This window comes from Methylophilus sp., from assembly GCF_052437885.1.
Classification (GTDB): domain Bacteria; phylum Pseudomonadota; class Gammaproteobacteria; order Burkholderiales; family Methylophilaceae; genus Methylophilus.
This window is the reverse complement of record NZ_JBQVPB010000008.1, coordinates 86,418-111,929: the sequence shown is the minus strand read 5'-3', so window position 1 is coordinate 111,929 and position 25,512 is coordinate 86,418. Positions and strand designations below refer to the sequence as shown.

Genomic DNA, 25,512 nt, shown 5'->3' with positions numbered 1-25,512 from the left:
CCATTGATGCCGGAAAGACTTAAAAAATATGGACTTTCAGCACGGATAGGTTGTCTATTCGTTAGAACGCTTGCTATTATCTAGCCAACTCTTATATACGCCACCTAATGTCTAAACTGCTTATCGTTGAATCCCCCTCAAAAGCCAAGACCCTGAAAAAGTATCTGGGTGGCGATTTTGAAGTCCTGGCTTCATACGGACACGTACGCGATCTGATCCCCAAGAACGGTGCGGTGGACCCCACCCAGCAGTTTGCGATGAAGTACGACATTATCGATCGCAACAGCAAACATGTGGATGCGATCGCCAAAGCAGTTAAAAATGCAGACAGCATCTACCTGGCGACCGACCCGGACCGCGAAGGGGAAGCCATCTCATGGCATATCGCCGAGATCCTGGCAGAAAAAAAACTGATTAAAAACAAGCTGATCAAACGTGTGGAATTCAACGAGATCACGCAAACCGCGGTCAAACATGCCATAGACCATCCGCGCGATATCTCTATGGACCTGGTCAATGCGCAGCAGGCGCGCCGGGCCCTCGATTACCTGGTCGGCTTTAATTTATCACCACTGCTGTGGAAAAAGATCCGTCGCGGCTTATCCGCAGGCCGCGTGCAGAGCCCGGCCTTGCGTCTGATCGTAGAACGCGAACTGCAGATCGAAGCCTTCACCAGCCAGGAATACTGGAGCATCCATATGAGTGCGCTCAAGCATGCGCACGGATTCGATGCCAAACTGGTACAGCTCAATGGCCAAAAGGTGGAGCAGTTCACCGTCACCCAGCACGACCAGCAGGCAGATATCGTAGGCAAACTGTTGCTGGCATCGGCCGGCAAGACCACGGTCACCCGCGTCGAGAAGAAACAGCGCAACCGCAGCCCGGCCGCGCCGTTCACCACCTCTACCCTGCAACAGGAAGCGGTGCGTAAACTGGGCTTTACCACCAGCCGCGCCATGCGCGTGGCGCAGCAACTGTACGAAGGTATGGACGTAGGCAGCGGCACCGTCGGTCTGATCACCTATATGCGTACCGACTCTTTCAGCCTGGCCGCGGAAGCAGTCATGCAGATACGTGATTACGTGAAAAAGCATTTTGATGCAGACTACCTGCCAAAATCGCCCATCATGTACAAAACCAAAGCCAAAAATGCGCAGGAAGCGCACGAGGCGATCCGCCCGACCGACATCACCCGCACGCCTGCCAGTGTGCGCCAGTACCTCAACGACGAGCAGTTCAAACTGTATGAAATGATCTGGAAACGTACTCTGGCCTGCCAGATGACCCAGGCCAAATACGACGCCGTCAGTGTAGACCTGGCTGTGGGCAGCGATGCGACACTGTTCCGCGCCAGCGGCCAGACCCTGGTCTTCCCCGGTTTTATTGCCGTGTATATGGAAGGCAAGGATGACGACAAGGAAGACGAAGATGCAGAGGCAAAATTGCCGCATCTGGAAACTGGTGAAGTACTGACGGTAGAAAAGATCTTTGGCGAACAACACTTTACCGAACCACCACCACGCTATTCTGAAGCCAGCCTGGTAAAAGCACTGGAAGAATACGGTATAGGCCGCCCTTCTACCTATGCCAGCATCATCTCCACCCTGCAAGACCGCGAATACGTCATCCTCGATAAAAAACGCTTTACGCCTACCGATGTCGGCCGCGTGGTAAACAAGTTCCTCACCGAACACTTTACCCAGTACGTTGATTACGACTTCACGGCCAAGCTGGAAAACGAGCTGGATGAGATCGCCGAAGGTAACCTGGACTGGATACCAGTCATGGACAAGTTCTGGCAGGGCTTTAACCAGCAGATCATAGGCAAGGCCGATGTTGAACGCCCGGGCAATGAACTGATAGACGAACTATGCCCTAAATGTGGCCGCCAGTTGCAGAAGCAGCTTAGCCGCTATGGCAGCTTTATTGGCTGTACCGGCTACAATGCCACCCCAAAATGTGATTACAAACGCAACCTCGATGGCGAAGCCAATGCCGCCAGCGAGCCGGTAGTCATAGGCCTGGATGCTGAAACCAGCAAAGACATCTACCTGATGAATGGCCCATATGGCCCTTATCTGCAAGTCGGCCTGCCGGTCGAAGGCGAAAAGAAAAAACCCAAGCGCGTCAGCATCCCGAAAGAGATCCCGCTCAGCCAGGTAAATATTGATACCGCGCACATGCTGTTGAGTTTGCCACGCGACCTCGGCAACCACCCGGAAACCGGCAAGAAGATCATTGCCAACATCGGCCGTTTCGGGCCGTATGTGAATCATGACGGCAAGTTCAAGTCCATTCCCAAAACTGAAAGTGTGTTTGGTATAGACCTGGCTGGTGCCGTGACCCTGCTGGCGGCAGCTAGCGGCCCGGCGGTATTGGCCGATCTCGGCGCGCACCCGTCTGGCGAAGGCCGGGTAGAAGTATTCTCCGGCCGCTTTGGCCCTTATGTGCAACATGCAGGCATACGTGCGACGCTGCCAAAAAGCGTGACGCCGGAAGAGCTGACCCTGGAACAGGCGCTGGAATTACTGACCGAGAAAGCGGCCAAAGGCGGCGGTAAAACCACAGGCAGAAGAACAGCCGCGAAAAAAGCACCGGCTAAAAAAGCACCTGCTAAAAAAGCCGAGGTAAAAAAAACCACGGTTAAAAAAGCGCCTGCAAGCAAAGCAGCCACAGCCGCCCCCAAGAAAGCACCAGCGGCAAAACCGGCAGCAGCCAAGCGGACGAAGAAAGCAGCAGAGTAATATTGCCAATTGCTATATGAGCAATAAAAAAGGAGCCTCAGGCTCCTTTTTTATTGGCATGCACAGGCTGAACCCGGGCTTATTGTGCAGCCCATAAATGTTCGATATTGCCTATGCCCCAGCTCATGGCAGATTCATTGCTGACGATCTCATCGGCGCCCTGTCTGGAGAGATCGATCTCTTCAACCGGGATATGCACCAGTGACTTGGTGGAGAAAAACGCTTTCACCACTGGCGTTAACAGATTGTCCGGGGTTTGGCGCACCACAACGGCCAGACGGCCGGACTTGAGCATCACCACCGTGCCTATCGGGTAGATGCCCATGCTCTTCACAAAAGCTTCCAGCACTTTAGGGTCAAAATGGCCACTCCAGGAAGCCATACGCTTGAGGGCGATGCCTGGCTCCCAGCCAGGCTTGTAAGCGCGGGTGGAAGTGAGGGCGTCATAGACATCGCAGATCGCGCCCATGCGGGCATAAATGCTGATATTGTCGCCCGCCAGATGGCCAGGATAGCCGCTGCCATCTATTTTTTCATGATGATGCAGACACACATCCAGCGTCACCGGGTCGGTGATATTGGCTTTGAGCAGCATGTCATAGCCTTTCTGCGGATGTAGTCTTATAACATCGAATTCATTGTCGGTCAGTGAACCAGGCTTGTTCAGTATCTGCACCGGCACTTCGGCTTTGCCCATGTCATGCATGAGTCCGGCCAGGCCGGCCTGCCGGACTTCCGCTTCTGACAATTTAAGTTCTCTGGCCAGGTTGGTCATTAATGCACTGACTGCGATCGAGTGCATATAGGTGTAATCATCTGCGGTTTTCAAGCGTACCAGGCTGATCAATGCGTGGGTATTGCGGGTGACGGAGGCAGAGATCTCCTCCACCAGCGGCATCACATTGGCCGCTTCTATCACTTTGCCCATGCGCAGATCTTTAAACATGGACATGATCTCGCGGCGCGAGGACTGGATGATCTTGGCCGCTTTGCGATGCTCGGCATCCAGCGGCACCTGCTTCACCTCAGGCACCACATCTTCAGCGACGCTATCCAGCTCCAGCAGCGCCAGTTCTTTGGCGGTCAGTGTCTCTGCCACCGGCTCAGGCTCTGGCAGCACATCCAGCCCGCGCTGGTTATCGATCACCACTTCCTTGAGTGCACTGCCCCTGAGTTTGAGCAGGTCCATCTCATCTTTGAGGATGAACTTGGTGCGCCAAAAGGGATGATCCATCCATGGGCCTTTCAGCTCATGGATATACATCCCGATTCTTACCTGGTTGACGGCGATTGTTTTTAACATACTGCCAGCGAATGTGTTTGCTCTTATTAATGAATACGCATCATCTTACGCTTGATATCGTCAACAAATCGAAAAAAAAGAGGGCTAAAAGCCCTCTTCAAAATTACTTGTGTATCAATGTTTTTTTGGCGATATTACAACCCGGCCGCCGCGCGCAGTTCAGCCGCTTTATCGGTCGCTTCCCAGGTGAATTCCGGCTCGTCACGGCCAAAATGGCCATAGGCTGCGGTTTTGGTGTAAATCGGGCGCAGCAGGTCCAGCATTTTGACTATGCCTTTAGGGCGCAGGTCAAAGTGCTCACGCACCAGCTGTGTCAATTTATCATCAGAGATTTTGCCGGTGCCGTAGGTCTCTACCATGATAGAGGTCGGCTGCGCCACGCCGATGGCGTAACTGACTTGCACCAGGCATTTGTCTGCCAGGCCAGCTGCCACGATATTCTTGGCCACATAACGGCCGGCATAAGCGGCAGAACGGTCCACTTTTGAAGGGTCTTTACCGGAGAAAGCACCGCCACCGTGCGGGGCTGCGCCACCGTAGGTGTCAACGATGATCTTGCGGCCGGTCAGGCCACAATCACCTTGCGGGCCACCGATCACGAAACGGCCAGTCGGGTTGACCAGGAACTTGATCTCGCCCTTGATCAGCTCGGCAGGCAAGGTAGGTTTGATGATCTCTTCGATCACCGCTTCACGAATCGCTTCCAGCGTCATCTCTGGCGCGTGTTGTGTAGATACCAGCACGGTGTCTATCTTGTGCGGTTTGCCATCGATATATTGCACAGTGACTTGCGACTTGGCATCCGGGCGCAGCCAGGGCAAACGGCCATCTTTACGCAGTTGTGCCTGGCGTTCCATCACACGGTGGCTCAACCAGATAGGCAACGGCATCAGTTGCGGGGTCTCGTTCACCGCATAACCAAACATCAGGCCCTGGTCGCCAGCACCCTGATCCAGCGGATCATCATTGGCGTTATCCACGCCCTGGGCGATGTCAGGCGATTGCTTGTCATAGGCCACCAATACCGCGCAGCCTTTGTAATCGATGCCGTAATCGGTATTGTCATAGCCTATGCGTTTCACCGCATCGCGCGCCACTTTGATGTAATCGACATTGGCAGTGGTGGTGATCTCACCAGCCAGTACGATCAGGCCGGTATTGGCCAGCGTTTCGGCAGCGACGCGGGCAGTGGGGTCCTGGGCAAGGATTGCATCCAGAATGCTGTCAGACACCTGATCAGCCAGTTTATCGGGATGGCCTTCGGAAACCGATTCCGAAGTAAAAAGATATTCACTCATGTTTGACGCCTTGAAAAGTAAAAATGGTTGATCAATGACGCCGACTAAAGGCTAAAGCCGGCACCTTAAAGGAAGCAAGATTCTACCCGAGTTTGCCTGCCTGTCGGAATAAATGTTATGCGCAAGCTGCCATTGCAGAGGTTGTTAGAGTATCATTTCAAGCCATGAAACTCAGATTCACCAAAATGCAGGGCGCCGGCAATGACTTTGTGGTTATTGATGCGACGCAAGCGCCTGTCCAGTTGTCCCACACGCAGATACAGCACATTGCGAACCGCTATTTCGGTGTCGGTTGTGACCAGTTGCTCATGGTCGAAACCACAGACACACCCGGGATAGACTTCCGCTACCGCATCTTCAATGCCGATGGCAGCGAAGTGGAGCAATGCGGTAACGGTGCCCGTTGCTTTGTGCGTTTTGTGGTCGACAAAGGCCTGACAACCAAACGCGAGATCAAGGTTGAAACGGCCAGCGGCAACCTGACCCTGACCTTGCAGGATGACGGCCAGGTCACGGTGAATATGGGCGCACCAAGATTCGCCCCGGCACAGATCCCGTTTGAGGCTGCCGACCAAGCGACCGCCTACGAACTGCCGCTGCAGGATGAGGTGGTGACTATCAGCGCCGTGTCTATGGGCAACCCGCATGCGGTGATGCTGGTAGATAATGTGCATACTGCCGAGGTGGCCAGCCTGGGCCCACAGATAGAATCGCACCCGCGCTTTCCGCAACGCGTGAATGCCGGGTTCATGCAGGTGCTGAACGAACATGAGATCAACCTGCGCGTTTACGAACGTGGCAGCGGTGAGACCCTGGCCTGCGGTACCGGCGCCTGTGCCGCCGCAGTCAGCGGCATTCAGCTGGGCACTTTGCAAAGCCCGGTCAAAGTGCATACACGTGGTGGCATATTGACCATCAGCTGGAACGGTAACGATAGCCCGGTCATGATGACAGGTCCGGCAGACATCGTCTTTGAAGGCGACATTGAAATTTAAGCAGATGATAGAAGCATGATGGAAGACAGCATTAACGAAAACGATATTAAGCATTACCTGAAAGCGCACCCGGACTTTTTTGAAAGCCATGCGCACTTGTTGGCCGAGTTGTTCCTGCCCAGCCCGCATGGCAAAGGCACCATCTCGCTGGCTGAACGCCAGCAGATCGCCCAGCGCGACAAGATACGCGTGCTGGAATCACGCTTCACCGAGCTGATACTGACGGCAGAAGAAAATGAAGCCACCGCCAACAAGGTGCATGAATTAACGCTGGGTTTGCTGTTTGCCAAAGATGTGCCGGCATTACATGCGCATCTGGTGGAATTCCTGGCTACGCACTTTCAGTTGCCGCATGCCAGACTCAGGCTGTGGACCAATGAGATCCATGCCGCTGACGACATTTTCATAGACGCTGAAGAGTCACTGAAGAACTGGGCCAAGGATTTAAGCCAGCCCTACTGTGGCACCTTGCCTACCATGGATATCGCAGGCTGGTTCACCGAGTCACCGGCTTCGCTGGCAGTGATCCCCATGCGCTACCAGGAAGTGACCTTTGGCCTGCTGGCTATCCCCAGCGAACAACGCAGCCGCTTCTATGCCGGCATGGGTACCTTGTTTTTAAACAGGATAGGCGAGCTGGTCAGCGCCTCGCTCGCCAGATACATCATATGAAAGCCCCCGCTGAGGTTTCCGCCAAGAGGCATATTCTTGCGGCAATTGTCAGCGTAGAACATCACACCCGGGGTAAGCGCCATGCATGAGCTGCTGGATGATTACCTCGACTTTCTGCACTTTGAACGTGGACTGAGTGAACATACCCGCAACAACTACCAGCGCGATATCAGCCTGCTGTTAAAACAGCACGCGCAGACACTGAAAACGCTGACTGCGCAACAGATACGGCGCAATATCGCCAGTTTGCACAGCCAGGGCCTGAGTGGCCGCAGCATCGCCCGCATCCTCTCCAGCTGGCGCGGGTTCTTCCACTATCTGGTACTGCACCACCAATTCCCCAGCAACCCGGTGATAGGCTTGCGCGCGCCCAAGTCACCCAAGACCCTGCCGCATGCACTCTCTATAGAGCAAACCAATAAACTGGTCGAACTGGAGGGCGATGGCCCCATGGTGGTGCGTGACCGGGCCATGCTGGAGCTGTTCTACTCCTCCGGCCTGCGGCTCAGTGAAGTGGTAGGCCTGGACCTGGAGCGGCTGGATCTGCAGCAAGGCATAGTCACCGTGATCGGCAAGGGCAACAAGACCCGTATGGTGCCGCTGGGTAGCAAAGCCATTTCTGCCATGCAGGCATGGCTGAGCGTACGCCCGCTGTGGTTGAGCAAGCGCCCGGCCGAAACCGCGGTGTTTATCAGCCAGCAAGGCCGGCGCATCAGCGGGCGCAGCATACAAATGCGTGTGAACGACTGGGCGGTCAAACAAGGCCTGCATAACCACGTGCACCCGCACATGTTACGCCACAGCTTTGCCAGCCATGTATTGCAAAGTAGCGGTGATCTGCGTGCAGTGCAGGAAATGCTGGGCCACGCCAACATCAGCACCACGCAGGTATATACCCACCTCGATTTTCAGCACCTGAGCAAGATTTACGATGCGGCACACCCGCGTGCACGCAAAAAATAAGCGTTTTCGCCCACAAGATATCCCCAGGCTACATGTCACTGCACCGCAAACTATGGCAAAATAAGCTATTAGTCAGCTAAACCTTTTGCCATCCACGTGGTTCTAAATATCACCTGCATGCCGCATATATAAAAATACCAACGTTTTAACAATGCTTTTTCAATACCACTTCAATATCAACACACCATAAAAAAGGAAACACCATGGAACATACCTTACCACCATTACCATTTGCCAAAGATGCATTAGCACCACACATTTCAGCAGAAACGTTTGACTATCACTACAGCAAACACCACCAGACGTATGTGACCAACCTCAACAACCTGATCAAAGGCACCGAGTTTGAAAATGCCAGCCTGGAAGAGATCATCAAAAAATCTTCCGGCGGCATCTATAACAACTCAGCGCAGGTTTGGAACCACACATTCTTCTGGAACAGCCTGTCTCCTAACGGTGGCGGCGAACCTTCAGGGCCATTGGCCGATGCCATCAATGCCAAATGGGGTTCTTTTGAAGAATTCAAAAAAGCCTTCCAGGCTTCTGCCGTAGGTAACTTCGGTTCAGGCTGGACCTGGCTGGTGAAAAAAGCTGATGGCACAGTCGACATCCTCAACACAGGCGCAGCCGGTACCCCGTTGACCACTGGTGAAACCGCCCTGCTGACCATAGACGTGTGGGAACATGCTTACTACATCGACTACCGCAATGCACGTCCAAAATTCGTAGAGACCTTTTTAGCCAGCCTGGCTAACTGGGAATTCGCGGCCAAGAACTTCGCAGGGTAATACCCGCCCTATTTAGTGATAAAAAATACGTAATCCGAATAAAAAATACGTAATCTTTTAAACACACTGTTTTAAAAAATACGTAATCCTAAGCCTCGATTTTTCGAGGCTTTTTTTATGTATTCATCTTTGACTTGAAATAGCATAAAAATTGGACTCAAATAAGCCAATGTATAAGGGTAAAATCAAAACTCAGTCCATTAATGGGGTAATCAATTGAGTCAAAGTTTAATCAAAGAAACATTGATACGTCTTGAAACAGATACTCTAGTATCTGTAAGTCCAGAGACCGCCCACAAACTCGTAGAAATCTTGGAATCAGAGTCTTTAGAGAGTTTGATTCATCTGTTATTGCGCAATCTTGCAGCTGAAACCGGATTAATACCTACAAGTACACGAATCGCATATCCGCTCCAGGCCAGATATTTGCCCCAAAAGGTGCAATCATGACTTTTACTATCCCAATTAACGTTGGTGCCACGATTGAAGAAATACAGGAAGGTATATTAGAAGATTTGCGCAAACATGAACGTGGAGAAGAGTATGTGGTAAATCAACTCAGTTTTATAAACTGGGATATGTTCTATGCCATGCTATCTCCCAAAGGCCTGGAACATATGCAGGGCTTTATAGATAACTACCATGCTAAACAGTTAGCAGAAAACCCTTCAGACACTCATTCAGTAAGCGAATCAGGTGTGCCAAAACTTGAAGAGCTAATGTCCAGGGTAACTGAGGAAAACAAGCATGAGTTAATTGGTTTTGGAAAACCTGTGGGAATGGAAATTCTAAATAATGAACCGAAACTAGTACGTGAAGGCTGGGCTGAGGCAAGCAAGTCAATTGCTGCGGCTGGTCAAGACGAGCTGGATATGGATATTTCAGCGTGGGACATTTCAGAAAATGACAGCTCGAAGTTAGGTAAACCTGTAAAGGTTACAGAACTAAAAGAATTTGATCCTGCCGAATATATCAACAATGCGGAAGACGTAATACTTTATTTGAAGGTGACACTCGAAGAAAATGACCCTGCTGCATTAGCCGAAGCTTTAAAAGTAATCTCCAGATCAGAGGGTTTTACCAAACTTACTCAGTAAAAACTGTTGATAGAAAGTTAAAGAAAGATTTCGGACTTGCCCACATTTAAAATCTCCGCAGCTGTTAACGCCTATTTTTATTAGATCTACCATTGAATTCAATCAAATTTTGGAAGTTGAGGTAATCCTAGCTGGTTTAGAAAGTCATTATGTATATCAGTTGCCCTAATAATTTGTTTTTGCAAATCAATCAATTTTTGGTTTACTGCTACTAGATCTATATCCTCATCAGCTTTTGCAGTGCTCACATAGCGAGAAATATTCAAATTGAATTCGTTTTTCTCGATCTCTTCCATAGACACGCGTCGAGAGAAGCCTGATTTTTCATCACGATGCTGATAGGTGCTCACAATGTTTTCGATATGTTTAGGCAGTAATCGATTTTGTCGTTTTCCTTTTTCGGAATGTTCGGCGGCATTAATGAACAGCACATCATCCGACTTTTTACAACGTTTTAACACTAGGATACAAACAGGGATGCCGGTCGAGAAAAACAGATTGGCAGGCAAGCCTATAACGGTGTCTATATGACCATCTTTCAACAACTTTGTGCGAATACGTTCTTCTGCCCCGCCACGGAACAGCACGCCATGTGGCAGAATAATCGCCATCACCCCGCTATCACTCAAAAAATGAAAGCCATGCAGTAGAAAAGCAAAGTCAGCAGCTGATTTCGGCGCTAGGCCATAACTCTTAAAGCGAAAATCTTCACCCAGCGCCTCGCTCGGCTCCCAGCGATAACTGAATGGTGGATTAGCAACGATGGCATCAAATTGCATTTTTTTGGCTGGGTTCATCTCATTTAGAATATCCCAATCGTTCAGCAGTGAATCGCCATGGTGAATCTCGAACTCGGTGTCTTTCACACCGTGCAGCAGCATATTCATACGCGCTAGGTTGTAAGTGGTGATGTTTTTTTCCTGCCCGTAAATTTTGCCGATACCTTGCGCACCCAGCTGCTTACGTACATTTAGCAGCAGAGACCCAGAGCCGCAGGCAAAATCCAGCACTTGGCTAAGCTTTTGCTTTTTGCCGTTTGCTGGCTCCTGACTATCCAGCGTAACAATTTCAGACAAAATGGTGGAGATCTGTTGTGGCGTATAAAACTCGCCTGCCTTTTTGCCGGAGCCAGCAGCAAATTCCCCAATCAGGTACTCATAAGCATCGCCCAAAATATCAGTGTCCGTGCTGAACTGGGCGATGCCTTCTGAAACTTTCTGAATAATCGCGCAAAGCATATCGTTACGCAGCTTGGGTGTTTTAGCCAGCTTTTCAGAGTGCAAATTGATTTCGGAAAACAAGCCCTGAAAGTTGCTCCCAAACGATTTATCCTCAATGTATTTAAATCCCCTCCATAAGGTATCCAGCAAATCGGGGTGTTGCGTACGGGCCATTTCAGCCACGCTGCTCCAGAGGTATTGCGGCTCAATCACATAGTGCACCTTGAGGCGCATTTGCTTCTCAAAGTCCGCAGTATCTTCGGGGTTAGCTGCATACCAAATCGCCAACGGTGCACGACGGTCGCCTTTCTCAGGCGTAGGATAATCCTTGCCCAACTCCTTCTTGGCCGATGCTTCGTAGTTGTCTGACAGATAGCGCAAAAACAAAAACGACAGCATATAGTCACGGAAATCGTCAGGATTCATTGCACCGCGCAGGTCATTTGCAATGGCCCATAAGGTTTTACCAAGTTGGTTCAGTTCTTCTTTGGTCATGCAGATGCCTCTTGATTCATTTCAGGGAACAGTTCAGGATTGAATCGATAGTTCGCCATAAAATCGGTTAAAATTTTTCTGAAATACTGTTTATTCTCTTCCAACATTTCGCGAGGTTCAAACAGCGAATAGTTGCCGTGGCTCAGCACATTGATTAACCGCGCATGCAAAACACCATCTTCATCATCACTGTCCTGCTTGATGCACGCGGAAAAGTTGGGGAAACCGTGAAAGGTAGCCGTCTTTTCCAGAATGCTGCGCAGGACATTAAAATGGTAGGTATAGAGTTGATCAGCCTCTACTGCATCGTGTAATTGCTTGAGTAAAGCCACATGATGAAAAAAAGGCGTCTCGCCGTTATACCGCATTGTGTAGTCGCCAACACCTTTGTCGCAGCTCAAGAAATAAGGCTGAAGCGGATTATTCTTACCTCTTTCACTGAGTGCATTCCACATTACATTGAAAAACAGTGCATGGTGAGTCGAAATCACAGTCTTGATTTTACCGTTAGCTTCTTTCAGCAGGCCGGCCAAGTGTGCCGCCACAGCAATGGCATTATTGTCATCCAATGAAGAGATTGGGTCATCGGAATAAATGTATTTAACCCACGCATAAGCCTCCTGTCCATCTATCGCCAGTTGCGCCACCGCCAGAAAAAAACACCAAACAAAGATATTCTCCTCGCCGCGAGATACCTTAATCGGCACAGGGTCACCGCTTTCATCATAGTCTCGGAAAAACGTGACTTCCCATTCAGCGTAATCGATGAGGAAATTAAAGTCTGCATATCGCGCCAACAGCGGGCCGATACGGCTCTCCATTTCCAGCTCTTGCAAGCCACCGAAAAAACGCGAGTTACGGTTCAAGCGCAACACGCGCCGAGCGTCGTTTTCAAGATCGTTATCCCAGTGGAATAAGTCTTCAGTGTATGCGTTGAAGTAGAGGGTATCCCGCTCTTCTCCATTCTTACCTATGCCCCTGAATTCCATCGATAGCCTCGTTTTACCAGTGCCATTATAGGCAAACAGCAGTATGTAATTTTTCTCTGTCAGCTTGTCGCGCAAGTGAGTGGCGACGGCGTTAAGGTCGGGAAAGGCAGTTAATCCGTTGCTCATTCATCAACCTCATCCATGGCAGGGAAAAGTTGCTGCATCAGCCCTTTTTTATGGGTTTTGAGGGCTTCGAGTTTTTGGGTTTGAGCAGTTACTAGGTCGTCGATGGAAGTGAGGAAATCGGCTATTTTTTGTTGTTCAAGCGGGTTCTTTGGTAACACGATTGGACAGTTTAAAACATCATCATTTTTAAGATTGGTTTGTTTTACACCATCATCAAAATTTAGAAAATATTGGTTTCTGTTTATGGAATAAAACAGAATTTTACTTTGTACTTTTGTCGGGGTAAGTCTGCAAATTCGTTGGTTAACAGTATACTTATTGTCAGCATCAACGATTAAACACTTTGCGAGAGCTCTTCCATTAGGCACATCGCTAAGAACCATCAAAATGTCATTTTTATTCGCCAAGCAGTTTCCTGAGTTTGTAAATTTTTTTACTTCTCCGTCTGTGGAGATAAGCTTTGAATTCACAACAATGTATTGCCCAACTTCAGATATATCTTGTTCGTGCGCTTTCCCATTTTCATATTCCGCAACTTGACCAATAGTTTTTTCTTCCCACTCCACCGTATCTTCAAACTCAGGAAAGCGGAGTTTGGACACGGTTTCGCCTTCAGCGGGAAAGAGTTGCTGCATCAGGCCTTTTTTATGGGTTTTGAGGGCAGCTAGCTTTTGGGTTTCAGCGGTTATGAGTTCGTCGATGGAGGCGAGGCAATCGACGATTTTTTGTTGCTCTTTTGGCGAGGGATCGAAAAGCGGCATGGCAAAAAAATCATTATTTGAGATAGCCATCCTGTCATGCCGCGCTCCTGTGCTACCTATCTGCCGCATGTACGAATGCCAAACAGATGTTTTGAAGTAGTACGCGTAAAAATCTATATTAGAATTATTGAAACGAAAAACCGTATACAAGGGCGACATAACGCCTTTGGCAACATTGTTTCTTGAGATTGGGCCTACTGGTGCAAAGGTGGATATTCTAGGGTTATAAACAAAATCTCCCCGATCAACGATGAAATAGTTTTCAAGATTACCTTGTGTGGCAATATCTTTATCAAAATAATCCCGTTGATCAACGACGCCATGCTCAGCCGAGTTGGTAAGTACGCGTACCAACTTGCCATCATTATTTCTCTCAGTTTGTTTAAAGGCTAACTTTTTCAGGGATGTAAGCTCCCAATTCACCTTGTCCTGAAACTCAGGAAAGCGTAGCGCTGGCACCAGCCCTTTACTCTCTTGCTTACTCATACACATTTAACCCCGAAATTTCGCGACCACCTGCAAGCTTATTAAGGTAAGGCGCTAGTTCTTCCATGAGTGACAGTTCGGCTGTACGGCGTTGCTTCCAGCCAAGTTCCAGTGGCGCGAGCAAGTCGGTGAGCTGTTCACCATCGAAAATCATGCGGCTTATTACTGCATCCACAAAGGCTTTCAGTATGGTGGTTTGAAGGCCGTGCTTAATGGCAATTTGGCTCAGTGCATCAACCGCTTTTTGGGCCTTAAAGGCCTGATAACCGCTGCGAATCTCTTGCTCATTTAACACCTCACCAGCGGGCAAGTTGCCAATATAGGCAATAATGTCTTCGCGCTCCTCAATCAGATTGGCGTTGGCGCCGATCAACTCAATCAATTGTGCGCGGGTCATTTTCTGTTTGCCCGCTTTTTGTGTGGACTTGGCGATTAAGCCCATGATGTAGTCGTAATCTATCAGGCTGGAGGCGAATAGCACCAGGTCGAATTCGAGCTGTTCTACCTCTGGTGCTGTGTCATCACCTTTACCTTGCTTGCGTTTGAGTTCTTGTGCGGTATCGAGGTACATGGCTTTGAAGCCGCGCAAGGCATCGGTGGGCAGTTTTTGCTCGACGGTTTGTTTGCTGGTTTCGTCGAGGTCGGTGTATTGCTCCAGTTGGGTCTTGAGCTTTTGTACTCCTTTAAAGCAATTGATGAACTCTGCCTTAGCGGTGTCCCCCTTGAGATTGACCACTTGAGAGGGCTCGCAAGCCAGCCCTTTAACAGCCATGAATTTCTCTAGCTCGCCCACGGCAGCGGTAAATTTCTCCACTACCATCGGTGCAGGGTCTACCAGCCAGATTTCGCGAGCCTTATCGATAGCCGCTCCAGAAAACAGGGCTATAGCGGCATCTACGTCATCTTCCTGATAACGGAAATCGAGAATATTGCCCCAGGGCTTGGTGTCGTTGAGCACGCGGTTAGTGCGTGAGAGTGCTTGAATCAGGCCGTGGTGCTTGAGATTTTTATCGACGTACAAGGTGTTAAGGTACTTGGAGTCGAAGCCGGTGAGCAGCATATCGACCACGATTATGATGTCGATTTTGTTTTTGCGCGCATAGTCGGCGTTACTGTATTTCTGATCCTTGATACGTTGTTGGACATCCTGATAGTAGAGATCAAACTCGTTAAGGCTATGGTTGGTGCCGTATTGCTGGTTGTAATCGGCAATAATGGTTTTGAGCGCAGCTTTCTTTTGCTCAGGGTCTTTCTTGTTGTCTTCTTTTTCCTGCACCAAGTCTTCTTGCAACTGCTGCACGTCTTTGTCGCCGTCTGCCGGTGGTGAGAACACGCAGGCAATATTCAGCGGCTCGAAGCTTTCATCCTGACTCCTCTTTTTCGCTTGTATGGATTTGAATAGTTCGTAGTATTCAATAGCGTGATTAATGGAGGCGGTTGCCAAAATGGCGTTGAAACGGCGGTGATCGGTGGCACTATCGTGTTTATCCAAAACGGCGTTGACAACCGCTTCCGGTGGATAGGTTTGACCTTTCTTTGGCTTTTTGTCGCCATCCTTGCCAAAATAATCAATGTGGAAGCTCAGGACGTTTTTGTCATCAATGGCGTGGGTGATGGTGTAGGCGTGCAGTTCTTTTTCAAAGATATCCTCGGTGGTTTTGTAGGAGCCAACATTGCCATCAATTTGCTGATAAGTCGCATTCTCTTCAAAAATGGGCGTGCCGGTAAAGCCGAACAGTTGCGCCTTGGGAAAGAACTCCTTGATAGTTTTGTGGTTCTCTCCAAACTGTGAGCGGTGGCATTCGTCGAAGATGAACACCACCCGCTTATCGCGCAATGGCTCTAGTCGTTCTTTGTAGGTTGGTTCACCGTCTTTTTGCTTTTTCTTGTTACGCTTACTGTTTTCGTCTAGCGCCAAACCGAGTTTCTGGATAGTGGTAACGATAACTTTATCGGCATAGTCTTCTGAGAGCATACGGCCTACTAGGCTCTCAGTATTGGTGTTGTGCTCGACACACCCTTGCTGAAATTTATTGAATTCTTCGCGGGTTTGGCGATCCAGATCTTTACGATCTACCACGAATAGACACTTCTCAATATCAGGATTATCTTTTAACAATGTGGATGTCTTGAAAGACGTGAGGGTTTTGCCACTACCAGTAGTGTGCCAGATATAGCCGTTTCCGCGATTCTCACGAATGCAATCCACAATGGTTTTGACTGCATAGATTTGATAAGGCCGCATAACGAGAATTTTTTGTTCGCTTTGCACCAATACCATGTAACGGCTAATTAGCTGACCTAGTGTGCATTTCTCCAAAAAAGCATCGGCAAAATCGTGTAGGTGGGCGATTTTGTTATTGTCTTTATCGGCAAGCTGGTAGATGGGCAAAAAGCGTTCGTCAGCGTTGAAGCTGAAATGCTGATTTCGATTGTTGGCAAAATAGCGTGTGTCGTTACCGTTGCTGACGATAAACAATTGCATGAAGCAAAGTAGCGTATTGGTGTAGCCACTACCAAGATCGTTTTTGTAATTAACGATCTGCTCCATGGCACGACGCGGCCTAACTTGCAGCGTTTTTAATTCGATTTGGACTAGTGGCAGACCATTTATAAGCAGAATAACGTCATAGCGGTGGTGGCTATTGTCAGTGTTGATGCGGAGCTGGTTGATAATTTCAAAGTCGTTTTTGCACCAATCACGGAGATTGACTAGCGTATATTCCAACGGGGTACCATCTTCGCGGGTAAATTTACCTTTTTCGCGCAAGATCTGTGCAGCATTGAATACATCTGGGTTGATGATTTCATCGCGTAGTCGAGAGAATTCAGTGTCTGTAAGATGGACGCGGTTTAACGCCTCAAACTTTTCCCTAAAATTCTCCTCAAGTGAAGCTTTATCACGAATATCAACTCGGTGGGTGTATTTAAGATCTTTGAGTTTAGAAATCAGATCTAATTCGATCTTATATTCTGTGGAAGCCATAAAGTGATGAATAGTTATTTCAGCGTAGTATAGGCGATTCCTGTAGGAAAAACATAAATTTGCTAGGACAACATTAGATCAGAATGGCGATCTATAGATAAATCACACTTCGCAATCATTTCAATAAGAGCAGGCACATCTTGATGCTGAGTTTCATCTAAAAAACTCTCATTTATATTTATTAACCAACCCCTCATCTACACAGTGTTCTTAACCTTGAGTGTACTCAGTTACTCAGTTCATTAGAAATTTTAATTTTTTTAGAATTAGTCTGATTCGAATTTTAGAAAAAAATAAATTTTTTCACCAAGAGATTGTTAAGAAAAAGGATAAAAAAATTGTAATTTAACAAAATCTTGCAATACATATTTCAAGGCAATCAGTCATTTAGCAAATCAGCATTAATGATAATTAACCTACTTAACATGAATTGTAAATTTCATGAAAATTTAACATGCTTATTAATCCATTTAAATCAATAACTTACATAAAAAATGACTGGTTAAATATTCACAATTGATTTACCATTTTTCTCATGAGGACTAAATTTTCAGAGACATTAATCCAGGTGCGAGAAGCAAAAGGGCTCAAGCAATATCAATTTGCAAAAGTCCTGGGTTGCGAACCAAGTTACTTAAGTGCACTGGAGCGAGGGAACAAGGAGCCTCCTAAATCTGAAAAGCTAAATCTCATGATTGAGAAAATGGAGATTACTGAAGAAATAGCGCTCACGCTTCGAGAGGCAGCAGAGTTTCAATTGAGCACAATTAAAGTGCCACATAATACAGATGAGGCAGTCAGGGAGATGTGTGTTGTTCTGAGCAAACGACTCCCAACCATATCCCGCAGTTACGCCAAGATCATCACGCAGTTGTTGTTAATTGCAGAGGAGTCAAAAATGTAAAAAGGCGAACCCTTGGGAGGCCCGCCTTTTTGGGAACAGATAACTGTCGCCGTGCAAAGCCAGTATCTTAGTTTTCCGATCAGCCGTCAAGCCCATCCCACACTCACCAATCGATAGAACAGCCGTTTTTACACGTCTGATGGTTAAGTTTTGCCAGCATTTCTATCTTCATAAAAACAATAACTAACCTGTAATGCCAGGAGCGATGCGCCTTGGCCGAGATTTGACGATGATGAATATTGAAGCCCACTGCTTCTCTTTGTTCACTCTGCAAAAGTTTTCAAATGCTTTGACAGAGATACCTGGGGAGCGCTATGCCTAGACCAAAAATCAAATGGGAATATTTGGCGAAGAAAATTACGGACAAGGACGGAACAGGCTTTGGTAATGATTACCGGCCATGGATCACACTGGAGCGATGGAATACTTCGAAAGTATCTACGCAGTGCACCAAGTCCATTCCGCCATTCTCAAGAGCATCGCATTTTCTAAGCTTGAATGAATATAATTTGGCGCTTGTATTTGCATGGGCTGGCGCGGAAATACGTGAGCAATTTCCAATTTGGCCGTGGGACCATCCGCATCCAGAGTGTGGTCGAAACATTGCTGTAGACCGCTTTCTTCCCCATGCCATGGGCACAAACAATATCTGCGAAGTGATAGGGATCACTCCCGGCGTGTATCCGGGGACAAACATCCCCTTCATCTGGAGTATGGACATGTGCCTACATCTGCCCTGGGTGAAAGATCCGCTCAAGTCGAGTGCAATGATCTCTGTTAAACCTGTCAGTCAGGTCCGCACAGATCAGGGGATTTCATTAAGTAGAGTGAATGAAAAACTGGAAATTGAGCGCAATTACTGCAAAGTCATTGGCATGCATTATATCTGGGGCGACGATGACGCTTTTCCCAAAGCTTTATTCGCCAACCTAGATAATTGTCGTGGCAGTGCAGTAATTCCTGTTCATCATCCCGCCAATAGAATCATGCAGTCATTTCTTGATAAGCATTCTCACAAGCTACAGGATGAGGCCATAGAATTCACACTACTCGTGCTCCAGCAAGACTACAACTGCGATCTAACTACCAGCGTTCTGATCCAAAATCATCTTCTCTGGCATCAAATCATCGACGCCAATCTTGCGGAAACCCTAATCTACAAACGCAAACCTAAAGTTGGTGGCAGGGAATTGAGAGCCAAGATTCGCAGAATTCTGGAGGGCCATTCAAGTGAACAATAAATACAATATCTACCCTGGCATGGGGATCAGCCCCGTCAATCAGTCCTGTCCATTGATTAGAGGGCTGATGCGTATCCTCAAGGTTAACCTCGAAGTAGGGCAAGTGCTTTGCATACGGGCTGAGCCACAGCACAAGCAAGGACGTAAGTACTACTTGTGCCCTCAAGTAATTGAACTAGCAGCGATAGAGCGTGGAATTGCCCAGCACACACTTTCACTTCACCCCCATGGAATTAAAAGCCGGACCGATGTTCTTTTGTCTGATGACGAGCTGGATAAGAAATATCGTAGTAGTCCATGCCCTGCGGTCGTTACCAGACGTGAGAGACTGCATATTCTCAATGCATTAATTCCTGAAGGGGGTGACTACTCTGTTTTGCTGGACCCTCAACTGAGAAATGAAAATGTTGCCAATTACCTCTCCGAGCAAGGCAAAACTCAAGATTTGAAGCAAGCGAAAGCTGCCATTGTTCAGCTCATTTACCAATTTTTTGCAGAGGGCAGTACACCCAATGCCCTGACACCCTACTTTAGTGAAAGAGGCGGTAGAGGTAAGGAGAAAAAGCAAACCAAGAAATCCGGCGCACGCAATGCCCCAACAAAAAATGGCATCAAAGGTGTTGAAGGCTTCGTCATGACGCAAAGAGACAAGGAGCTTTGTGGCTATAGCATGAGACACTTCGCCAATGGCAAGACCCCTTTAACCCAGGCGTTGAGTAATATGTGGCGTCACTTCTATGCCATCCCAGTCCAGTTACCCAATGGAAAGGTGGAGCCTGAAATCTTTCTGAAATCCCAACGGCCATCGATGTCCCAGTTTAGAAGATGGGGGCAACAATATAGTGGCCTGAACTTAATGACCAGACATTTGAATTCACAACAAAAGGCTCGATTTGATCGAGCCATACTCGGTAACGCTCAAGATGGCATCATCGCTGTCGGACAAGTTGGCTCCATCGATTCGACATCCACGGATGTGCATTTTGTATCTATGTTGAATCGACAGCAACGGATTGGTTTGATGAACAGGGTACTCGTTGTAGACAGTTTGTACGGCTACATAGCAGGCTTCTATATGGGGACTGAGGCTTCAAGCACTGAGACTGTCAAACTTGCCATTTTACATGCCGGTTCTGAGAAGTCAGACTGGCTGAAGTGGCTGGGACTGGAAGATGAAATTCCTGCTGAAGATTGGCTAGCACTGAAATTTGATACCTTCAATGCAGATAACACAGAGGCCAGAACCAGGGAGATTATGGACTCAATCACCGCCCTTAATGGCGGTATGAGATATGTCCCAGTGGCAAGATCCGACTTAAATTCTATGGTTGAGACTGCACATCACTCATTACACAGGTCAGTAGACCACAAACAACCAGGTACCACACGTGGCAAAAAAACGGATCGAGGGGACATAAAGCCTGAATTAGAAGCACGCATTACCATCATTGAGGGGATCAGGGATATTGCTCGTGCAATACATTTCCATAACACCAAATCGTTGACCATCACCCCAACTATGGAGATGAGGAAGGAAATACTGGAAGAGAGATTGCCGCTGAACCGGTTGAACCTGACACGCCTAGCTATGCGAAAAGGTAAGCTTAATAGTAATGGTATCCACTTCGATGACTTCGTGATCAAGTTTTCAATGCCGATTACAGGCACCTTCACTGCCAGAGGCGTAAAACTTCATCATCCCAAGGCCAAGAAAAGAGAGTTTATTAAATCTTTACGTTTTGTGTCTAATGACCCGGCCATGGTGGATAAATTCACGCATGCCAAAACGAATAGGAAAGGTGCCCCCGAAAACTTCGACGCCACCTTCTTTCACAACCCTTATTGTCTGGACAAGATTTTTTACCTGGATGTACACACGGGTAAGACATACGCGCTGCATCAGGTCGCTTGGGAGGAAGACTTCAGGGAATACACGCTGGATGACCACTTGGACATTCAAAATCAGGACGCAGTGCGACATCACTTTGAAGACGAGGACAATGAGCAACTGGTCGCTGTGTTGGATCATCGTATTGAGGTAACCGGCAACAATGCCAAGAAAGCTTACAAAGCGGAGATAGCGGTGAATCCCCATTTATCGAAATCACAGATCACCAAGGACAGGAAAGAAAATCGACAAAAGGAAAGGCCATTGCTGAAGCATGGCATAGTGATCCCAGTCGAAGCACTGACAGAAACTGCTCCGGAAGCAACGCCTTTGCCAGAGGTGATTGCTAATCAACCACCTGTGATTGTTCTGGCACCACCTGTGTTGAATCCGTCACAGCGTTTGGGTACCAATTTTTCCGCTCATAAGATGCGCAACCTCCTGACTGCCATTATTGCGGAGGATGATTAATGTTTGGTGAACCTAATCCGCTATTGGACTTTGTGCCCATGTTCAATGAACCGAAAGATTTCCATGCGGCACTGACCCATAATCCATTGAAGGATGTGGATGTTTCCAAATTAAATTTCATGCAAAAAAAGATACTCCTGGCAACGCCTCAAGTCATGCTCAAACCTACCACGCAAACCCTGATGGCAGCCCTGACTTGGTATTCAATGATGGTAGGTAGTCTGACGAGCCGTAACCCATTGCGAGTAGAAAATCGCCTACTGTACTGGCAAGCGCTCAATGCAGACCCTAACAGAAACAAGCCATTCGAAAAGCCTCTTCCAAATGGTATTTCAGCCAATGTGTTCAAGGGGCCTGCCGGCACAGGAAAGACCGTCACCTATCAACATTTTTCCAATTGTTTCCAGCAGGTCATTGAACATGGCAGAAATGATGCGGCGGGTTGGGTAAGTCTCAAGCAACTGGTGTATTTTCATGTTGATATGTCTCATGACGGCAGTAGAAAAGGTTTCCTTACGGCCATATTGATGAAACTGGATAGCCTGCTTGGTACAGACTATGGCACCACGCTTCCACGCGCACACAAAACTGTCGAAACGCTTGCAGTCGCCACCATACAACGGCTACTCGCACACTTTACCGGAATTATTTTCATCGATGAAATTCAGCTAAGAAACCTGGTTAAAAACAGTGGCGCTGATTTGATGCAAACCTTCTTGCTGTCATTAATCAATAGCGGAATTCCGATAGTGCTCACTGGAAATGAACGCGCCATGGATTGGGTTACTTACTCGCAGGACATCACTAGGTTATTGATAACCAACCCGATACATGCGCATCCGATAGGCGCGTTAGACGAACCTGGCTGGGAAGCTGACTGGAACGCAATGTGTGACCGGGGTGTCATGAGGTTCTATCTTCTGGAAGAACCGGTAGAAAATCCTGCTGCTTGCTCTGAAATGCTCTATCGTTGCAGTGGTGGTGTGGCCCGACTTGCGCACTCAATCTGGACCCAAGCCCAATCGCAGTGCTTGATGACGGAAAAGCCAATGGTAGGACCAGAGGATATAGAGGCGATCTTCAACAGCATTCAATACGACGCTATCAGAAACTTCGTCAATGGCTTCCATTTCAAGAATGCTGATCTGTTAGTGACGTATCCTGATGTAGACGCTAATTTTTACAGGCGTTACTGGCAACCGATCCGGATGCCATCAGACTCGCCCGTAGATACGACAGCAGCAGCTGAACCCCCAACGACTAAAAAGAAGCCGCCTAGAACCCTTAGTGAACAATCTAAATTCAAGAGTCAGGAGACCCGTAAGAAGACGACCAAGGCCCGTACAGCACATTTGAAGGGTACCCTATCGCCTGATGATATGCGGCTTGGAGGGTATGTCCAGAATAACCTGAACGAGCTGATGAAACTCAAGGATGCAGCAGAATCGTGAAATCGAATTCATTGATGTTTCCCAGCCTCCATAAAGACATGACTTTCTTCTCGTGGATGGGCACAACGCAGATACTCAATGGAGCGATGTCTGGATACAGGCTTAGTCAGGTACTGATGCAAAACGGCTCTGCTGGCAGTCGCGTGGATTTCCCTTCACACCTCGATGCATTTTGCCGTTCAACGGCTTATGCTTTTGGTCATCCAGAGGATATCGCGCTAGGACATACCATCCTGCCATACTTTCTTGCTTTCCGCCGACAGTCTCTTTCTGGAGAATGTATTCAGGTTATGCAGGGTGATTCCGTTGAAACCCTTAAATTCAAACTAGGGATTACGCCAGCCCATTACAGGGACTCTTCAGATCTGAAGTTCTGCCCGGCGTGCAGGGAAGAAGATATGGACACCCTGGGCTATTCGTACTGGCATCGAGCACATCAGTTGCCTAGCGCGCAACTATGCCACAAACATTCTGCTGGACTTTGGACGATTCCATTCAGGTCTGTCGGACTCCAGAAAAATGCCCTCATTGTGCCGTCTAATGAGGTGATCAAACAAGCCATCCCTCCATTGAATAAGTCCAGTACAATAGAAGCAATCACAGACATCTCAAACCATGTGTTGGTTGATCAGTTACCCGGAGGTTTTGATGCTTTCCAACTGCATTTCACATATCAACATGGATTGAGGGAACAGGGTTTAATCACCAATGCTGGCCGCATCAGGGTGGACGATTTTTCAGAAAGGTTTGAACAGCATTTCAGGCCGCTAAAACAGGTCCACCCTTATCAGCGCTTGTTACTTGCCGACAACATCCCTCACTTCCTAAAACTCATTAGGAAACCAAGAGGTCATCATTTAACGATAGCGCATATTCTCCTAATTGAATTTCTGTTCGGTAATTGGGAACTCTTCAGTGCCACATATGCTTGGGAAAGCCAGTTTCAACTGGATCTTCGTGTACGCGGTGTAGAAGAACATTCATTGCATGCAGTCGATGACAAGCTGATTGCCATCGCCCAGCAATACAACAAGGGAGCATCGCTTAGAAGCCTAGCCAGTCAATATAGCTATGACATTCAAACACTGATGAGGTTGTTAGAAAAATCCGGCTTGGCCCAAATCAAAAAACGACCCAAAGTGCTGAACAGTACGAAGGTAGATGAGGTGTTAAGGCTACTCGAAGCAGGCAAACCATTGGTCGAGGTGCAGTCCCTCACACAACTCTCAAAATCCTCTATCGACAGGCTTTTAAACAGCCAACCCGACATTAAAACTGCTTGGCAGGAAAGCAAATTTAAGAACTCGCTTGAATTAAGGAGACAGCGGTTTTGTGAAGTAAGAAAGCAATACCCCGAATACAGTGCCAATGAAATCCGGGGTGAAATCGCCACCTTATACAAATGGCTACTTAAACATGACTTGTCATGGTTAAAGTCACAACTAGCGCTACTCCCAAAAAGCAGGTTTGTTAGATGCAAAAGTCAAAGCAAAGACCGTATTGATTGGGTTAAGCGTGATCAGATATGCCTCTCCGCCTTGATGAAACTAGATGAATTTGTCCCAGATAGCTGGGAACGCCAGACGCCCAACATCTTTCTTCGACGCCTTCCAACCCTGACTTTCACGCCGAGACTGGAGAGGCTACCACTGTCAAAAAAGTGGGTTTCAGAAAAACTAGCGATGATGCAAACCACCTCAATTGAACAGTTCAACTTGAGAGTAGGAGCCAGCGCATGATTGTTCCTGCCATTCTGCCCGATGAACTCATGCATGGTTACTTGATGAGACTGAGCTCAATCAATGGTTTAAAAATTAGTGACTTTCTACTTTATGTTAATAATCAGAGGAAGGCTTCAAAAAATAACCAGGAACCCTCTGGCTTCAATGATGTGATTTCAAAAATAGTCTGTATGCCTCAGACGTATCTACTGAAACACCATAGCCTAATTCATCTCTTAAGGCATAAGAATCAATTAAAGAAACCTACGAAATTAGGGTACATATACTTTAATACTCCGATCTTTTTCAAGGAAAGCAATTACTTTTGTAGATCCTGTTGTAAAGAAGATATTGAATACCATGGATACAGCTATTGGAGAGTGACACATCAGCTACATGGTTTAGAGTTTTGTCTAAAGCATAGGGAGCTTTTAATACAAGTGCGCCGGGATCGGTATTTCAGAACCATGCCGCATGTGATCAGTTCGGATGATTACATCTCAGCTGTAACCGTTGATGCCCGAATATTAAAGTGCTCTGCCGCGCTAAGATTTTTCGAGTTATGTGAAGACTTTCAGACTAACGAAATCTATTTGAACCGAGACACGCTGACTGCACATTTGAGAGCGCTTGCTAAAGAACTTAGAATCAACACTACAAAAAGAAATGGGCGTATTGAATTAAACGAATATTTAACTAAAACCTACCCAATGGATTGGTTATGTAAATACTTTTATTACTGGCGAAATAGGGAAAATTACTTTATTGGCAGTACATATATGCGATGCTATCTAACCAGAGAATACAACTATATCGATATTTTCAATTATTTGCTGGTCATCGCTGCATTGGACCCGGACATGAATCTGAGGGATTATGCGATTTAAATTGTATGTTTGAAAACCATCGGGAA

18 protein-coding genes are annotated in these 25,512 nt (G+C 47.6%); 12 read left to right on the top strand and 6 right to left on the bottom strand.

Annotation, left to right across the window (positions count from 1 at the left end):
* The first annotated feature begins 107 nt into the window (after positions 1-107).
* Positions 108-2,744: a type I DNA topoisomerase gene (gene topA, locus ACT6RZ_RS09970; RefSeq protein WP_444701967.1), complete on the top strand. Its 2,637-nt coding sequence runs from the start codon at positions 108-110 to the stop codon at positions 2,742-2,744.
* A 79-nt stretch (positions 2,745-2,823) separates the two neighbouring features.
* Here topA and ACT6RZ_RS09965 read toward each other — a convergent pair whose 3' ends face one another.
* Both ACT6RZ_RS09965 and metK read right to left on the bottom strand, forming a co-directional pair.
* Positions 2,824-4,047: an HD-GYP domain-containing protein gene (locus tag ACT6RZ_RS09965; protein WP_444701966.1), complete on the bottom strand. Its 1,224-nt coding sequence runs from the start codon at positions 4,045-4,047 to the stop codon at positions 2,824-2,826.
* Positions 4,048-4,181: 134 nt separating this feature from the next.
* Positions 4,182-5,345: a methionine adenosyltransferase gene (gene metK / locus ACT6RZ_RS09960; RefSeq protein ID WP_444701965.1), complete on the bottom strand. Its 1,164-nt coding sequence runs from the start codon at positions 5,343-5,345 to the stop codon at positions 4,182-4,184.
* Positions 5,346-5,509: 164 nt separating this feature from the next.
* Between metK and dapF the strand changes: the two genes are divergently transcribed.
* The 5 genes from dapF (at position 5,510) to ACT6RZ_RS09935 (ending at position 9,860) form a co-directional block, all read left to right on the top strand.
* Positions 5,510-6,340 carry a diaminopimelate epimerase gene (dapF, locus tag ACT6RZ_RS09955; protein WP_444701964.1) on the top strand — a complete coding sequence of 277 codons (831 nt, stop codon included), beginning with the start codon at positions 5,510-5,512 and terminating at the stop codon, positions 6,338-6,340.
* Between the two features lie 18 nt (positions 6,341-6,358).
* Positions 6,359-7,012: a DUF484 family protein gene (locus tag ACT6RZ_RS09950; protein ID WP_444701963.1), complete on the top strand. Its 654-nt coding sequence runs from the start codon at positions 6,359-6,361 to the stop codon at positions 7,010-7,012.
* Positions 7,013-7,093: 81 nt separating this feature from the next.
* Positions 7,094-7,975, top strand: coding sequence for a tyrosine recombinase XerC (gene xerC, locus ACT6RZ_RS09945; RefSeq protein WP_444701962.1), 882 nt, complete (start codon positions 7,094-7,096; stop codon positions 7,973-7,975).
* A gap of 203 nt (positions 7,976-8,178) precedes the next feature.
* Positions 8,179-8,763 carry a superoxide dismutase gene (locus ACT6RZ_RS09940; RefSeq protein WP_444701961.1) on the top strand — a complete coding sequence of 195 codons (585 nt, stop codon included), beginning with the start codon at positions 8,179-8,181 and terminating at the stop codon, positions 8,761-8,763.
* Positions 8,764-9,209: 446 nt separating this feature from the next.
* A complete protein-coding gene (locus ACT6RZ_RS09935; protein ID WP_444701960.1) occupies positions 9,210-9,860 on the top strand; it encodes a helix-turn-helix domain-containing transcriptional regulator in 651 nt (216 codons plus the stop codon).
* 98 nt (positions 9,861-9,958) lie between these two features.
* On the opposite strand, the gene ACT6RZ_RS09930 is transcribed toward ACT6RZ_RS09935, so the two are convergent.
* Genes ACT6RZ_RS09930 through ACT6RZ_RS09915 form a run of 4 tightly spaced genes read right to left on the bottom strand, consistent with a single transcriptional unit; the run spans position 9,959 to position 16,923 of the window.
* Entirely contained in the window at positions 9,959-11,575 is a 1,617-nt protein-coding gene (locus ACT6RZ_RS09930) for a type I restriction-modification system subunit M (protein WP_444701959.1), read from the bottom strand.
* A complete protein-coding gene (locus ACT6RZ_RS09925) occupies positions 11,572-12,690 on the bottom strand; it encodes an AAA family ATPase (RefSeq protein WP_444701958.1) in 1,119 nt (372 codons plus the stop codon). Before ACT6RZ_RS09925 ends, ACT6RZ_RS09930 begins: the two co-directional genes overlap by 4 nt.
* A complete protein-coding gene (locus ACT6RZ_RS09920; RefSeq protein WP_444701957.1) occupies positions 12,687-13,937 on the bottom strand; it encodes a restriction endonuclease subunit S in 1,251 nt (416 codons plus the stop codon). The genes ACT6RZ_RS09925 and ACT6RZ_RS09920 overlap by 4 nt, the downstream gene beginning before the upstream one ends.
* Positions 13,930-16,923, bottom strand: coding sequence for a type I restriction endonuclease subunit R (locus tag ACT6RZ_RS09915; protein WP_444701956.1), 2,994 nt, complete (start codon positions 16,921-16,923; stop codon positions 13,930-13,932). The genes ACT6RZ_RS09920 and ACT6RZ_RS09915 overlap by 8 nt, the downstream gene beginning before the upstream one ends.
* 535 nt (positions 16,924-17,458) lie before the next feature.
* Between ACT6RZ_RS09915 and ACT6RZ_RS09910 the strand changes: the two genes are divergently transcribed.
* The 6 genes from ACT6RZ_RS09910 to ACT6RZ_RS09885 all read left to right on the top strand — a co-directional run bounded on the left by ACT6RZ_RS09910 (position 17,459) and on the right by ACT6RZ_RS09885 (position 25,486).
* Positions 17,459-17,827 (top strand): helix-turn-helix transcriptional regulator, encoded by a 369-nt coding sequence (locus ACT6RZ_RS09910; RefSeq protein WP_444701955.1) that lies wholly within the window; start codon positions 17,459-17,461, stop codon positions 17,825-17,827.
* Positions 17,828-18,141: 314 nt separating this feature from the next.
* The gene (locus ACT6RZ_RS09905; RefSeq protein WP_444701954.1) at positions 18,142-19,068 is read left to right on the top strand and encodes a hypothetical protein; all 927 of its coding nucleotides are present in this window, start codon (positions 18,142-18,144) and stop codon (positions 19,066-19,068) included.
* Positions 19,058-21,427: a hypothetical protein gene (locus ACT6RZ_RS09900; protein WP_444701953.1), complete on the top strand. Its 2,370-nt coding sequence runs from the start codon at positions 19,058-19,060 to the stop codon at positions 21,425-21,427. The genes ACT6RZ_RS09905 and ACT6RZ_RS09900 overlap by 11 nt, the downstream gene beginning before the upstream one ends.
* A complete protein-coding gene (locus ACT6RZ_RS09895; protein WP_444701952.1) occupies positions 21,427-22,878 on the top strand; it encodes an ATP-binding protein in 1,452 nt (483 codons plus the stop codon). Before ACT6RZ_RS09900 ends, ACT6RZ_RS09895 begins: the two co-directional genes overlap by 1 nt.
* Complete coding sequence (locus ACT6RZ_RS09890; RefSeq protein ID WP_444701951.1) at positions 22,875-24,617, top strand: TnsD family Tn7-like transposition protein; 1,743 nt, start codon at positions 22,875-22,877, stop codon at positions 24,615-24,617. The genes ACT6RZ_RS09895 and ACT6RZ_RS09890 overlap by 4 nt, the downstream gene beginning before the upstream one ends.
* Positions 24,614-25,486, top strand: coding sequence for a TniQ family protein (locus tag ACT6RZ_RS09885; protein ID WP_444701950.1), 873 nt, complete (start codon positions 24,614-24,616; stop codon positions 25,484-25,486). Before ACT6RZ_RS09890 ends, ACT6RZ_RS09885 begins: the two co-directional genes overlap by 4 nt.
* Positions 25,487-25,512 lie beyond the last annotated feature (26 nt).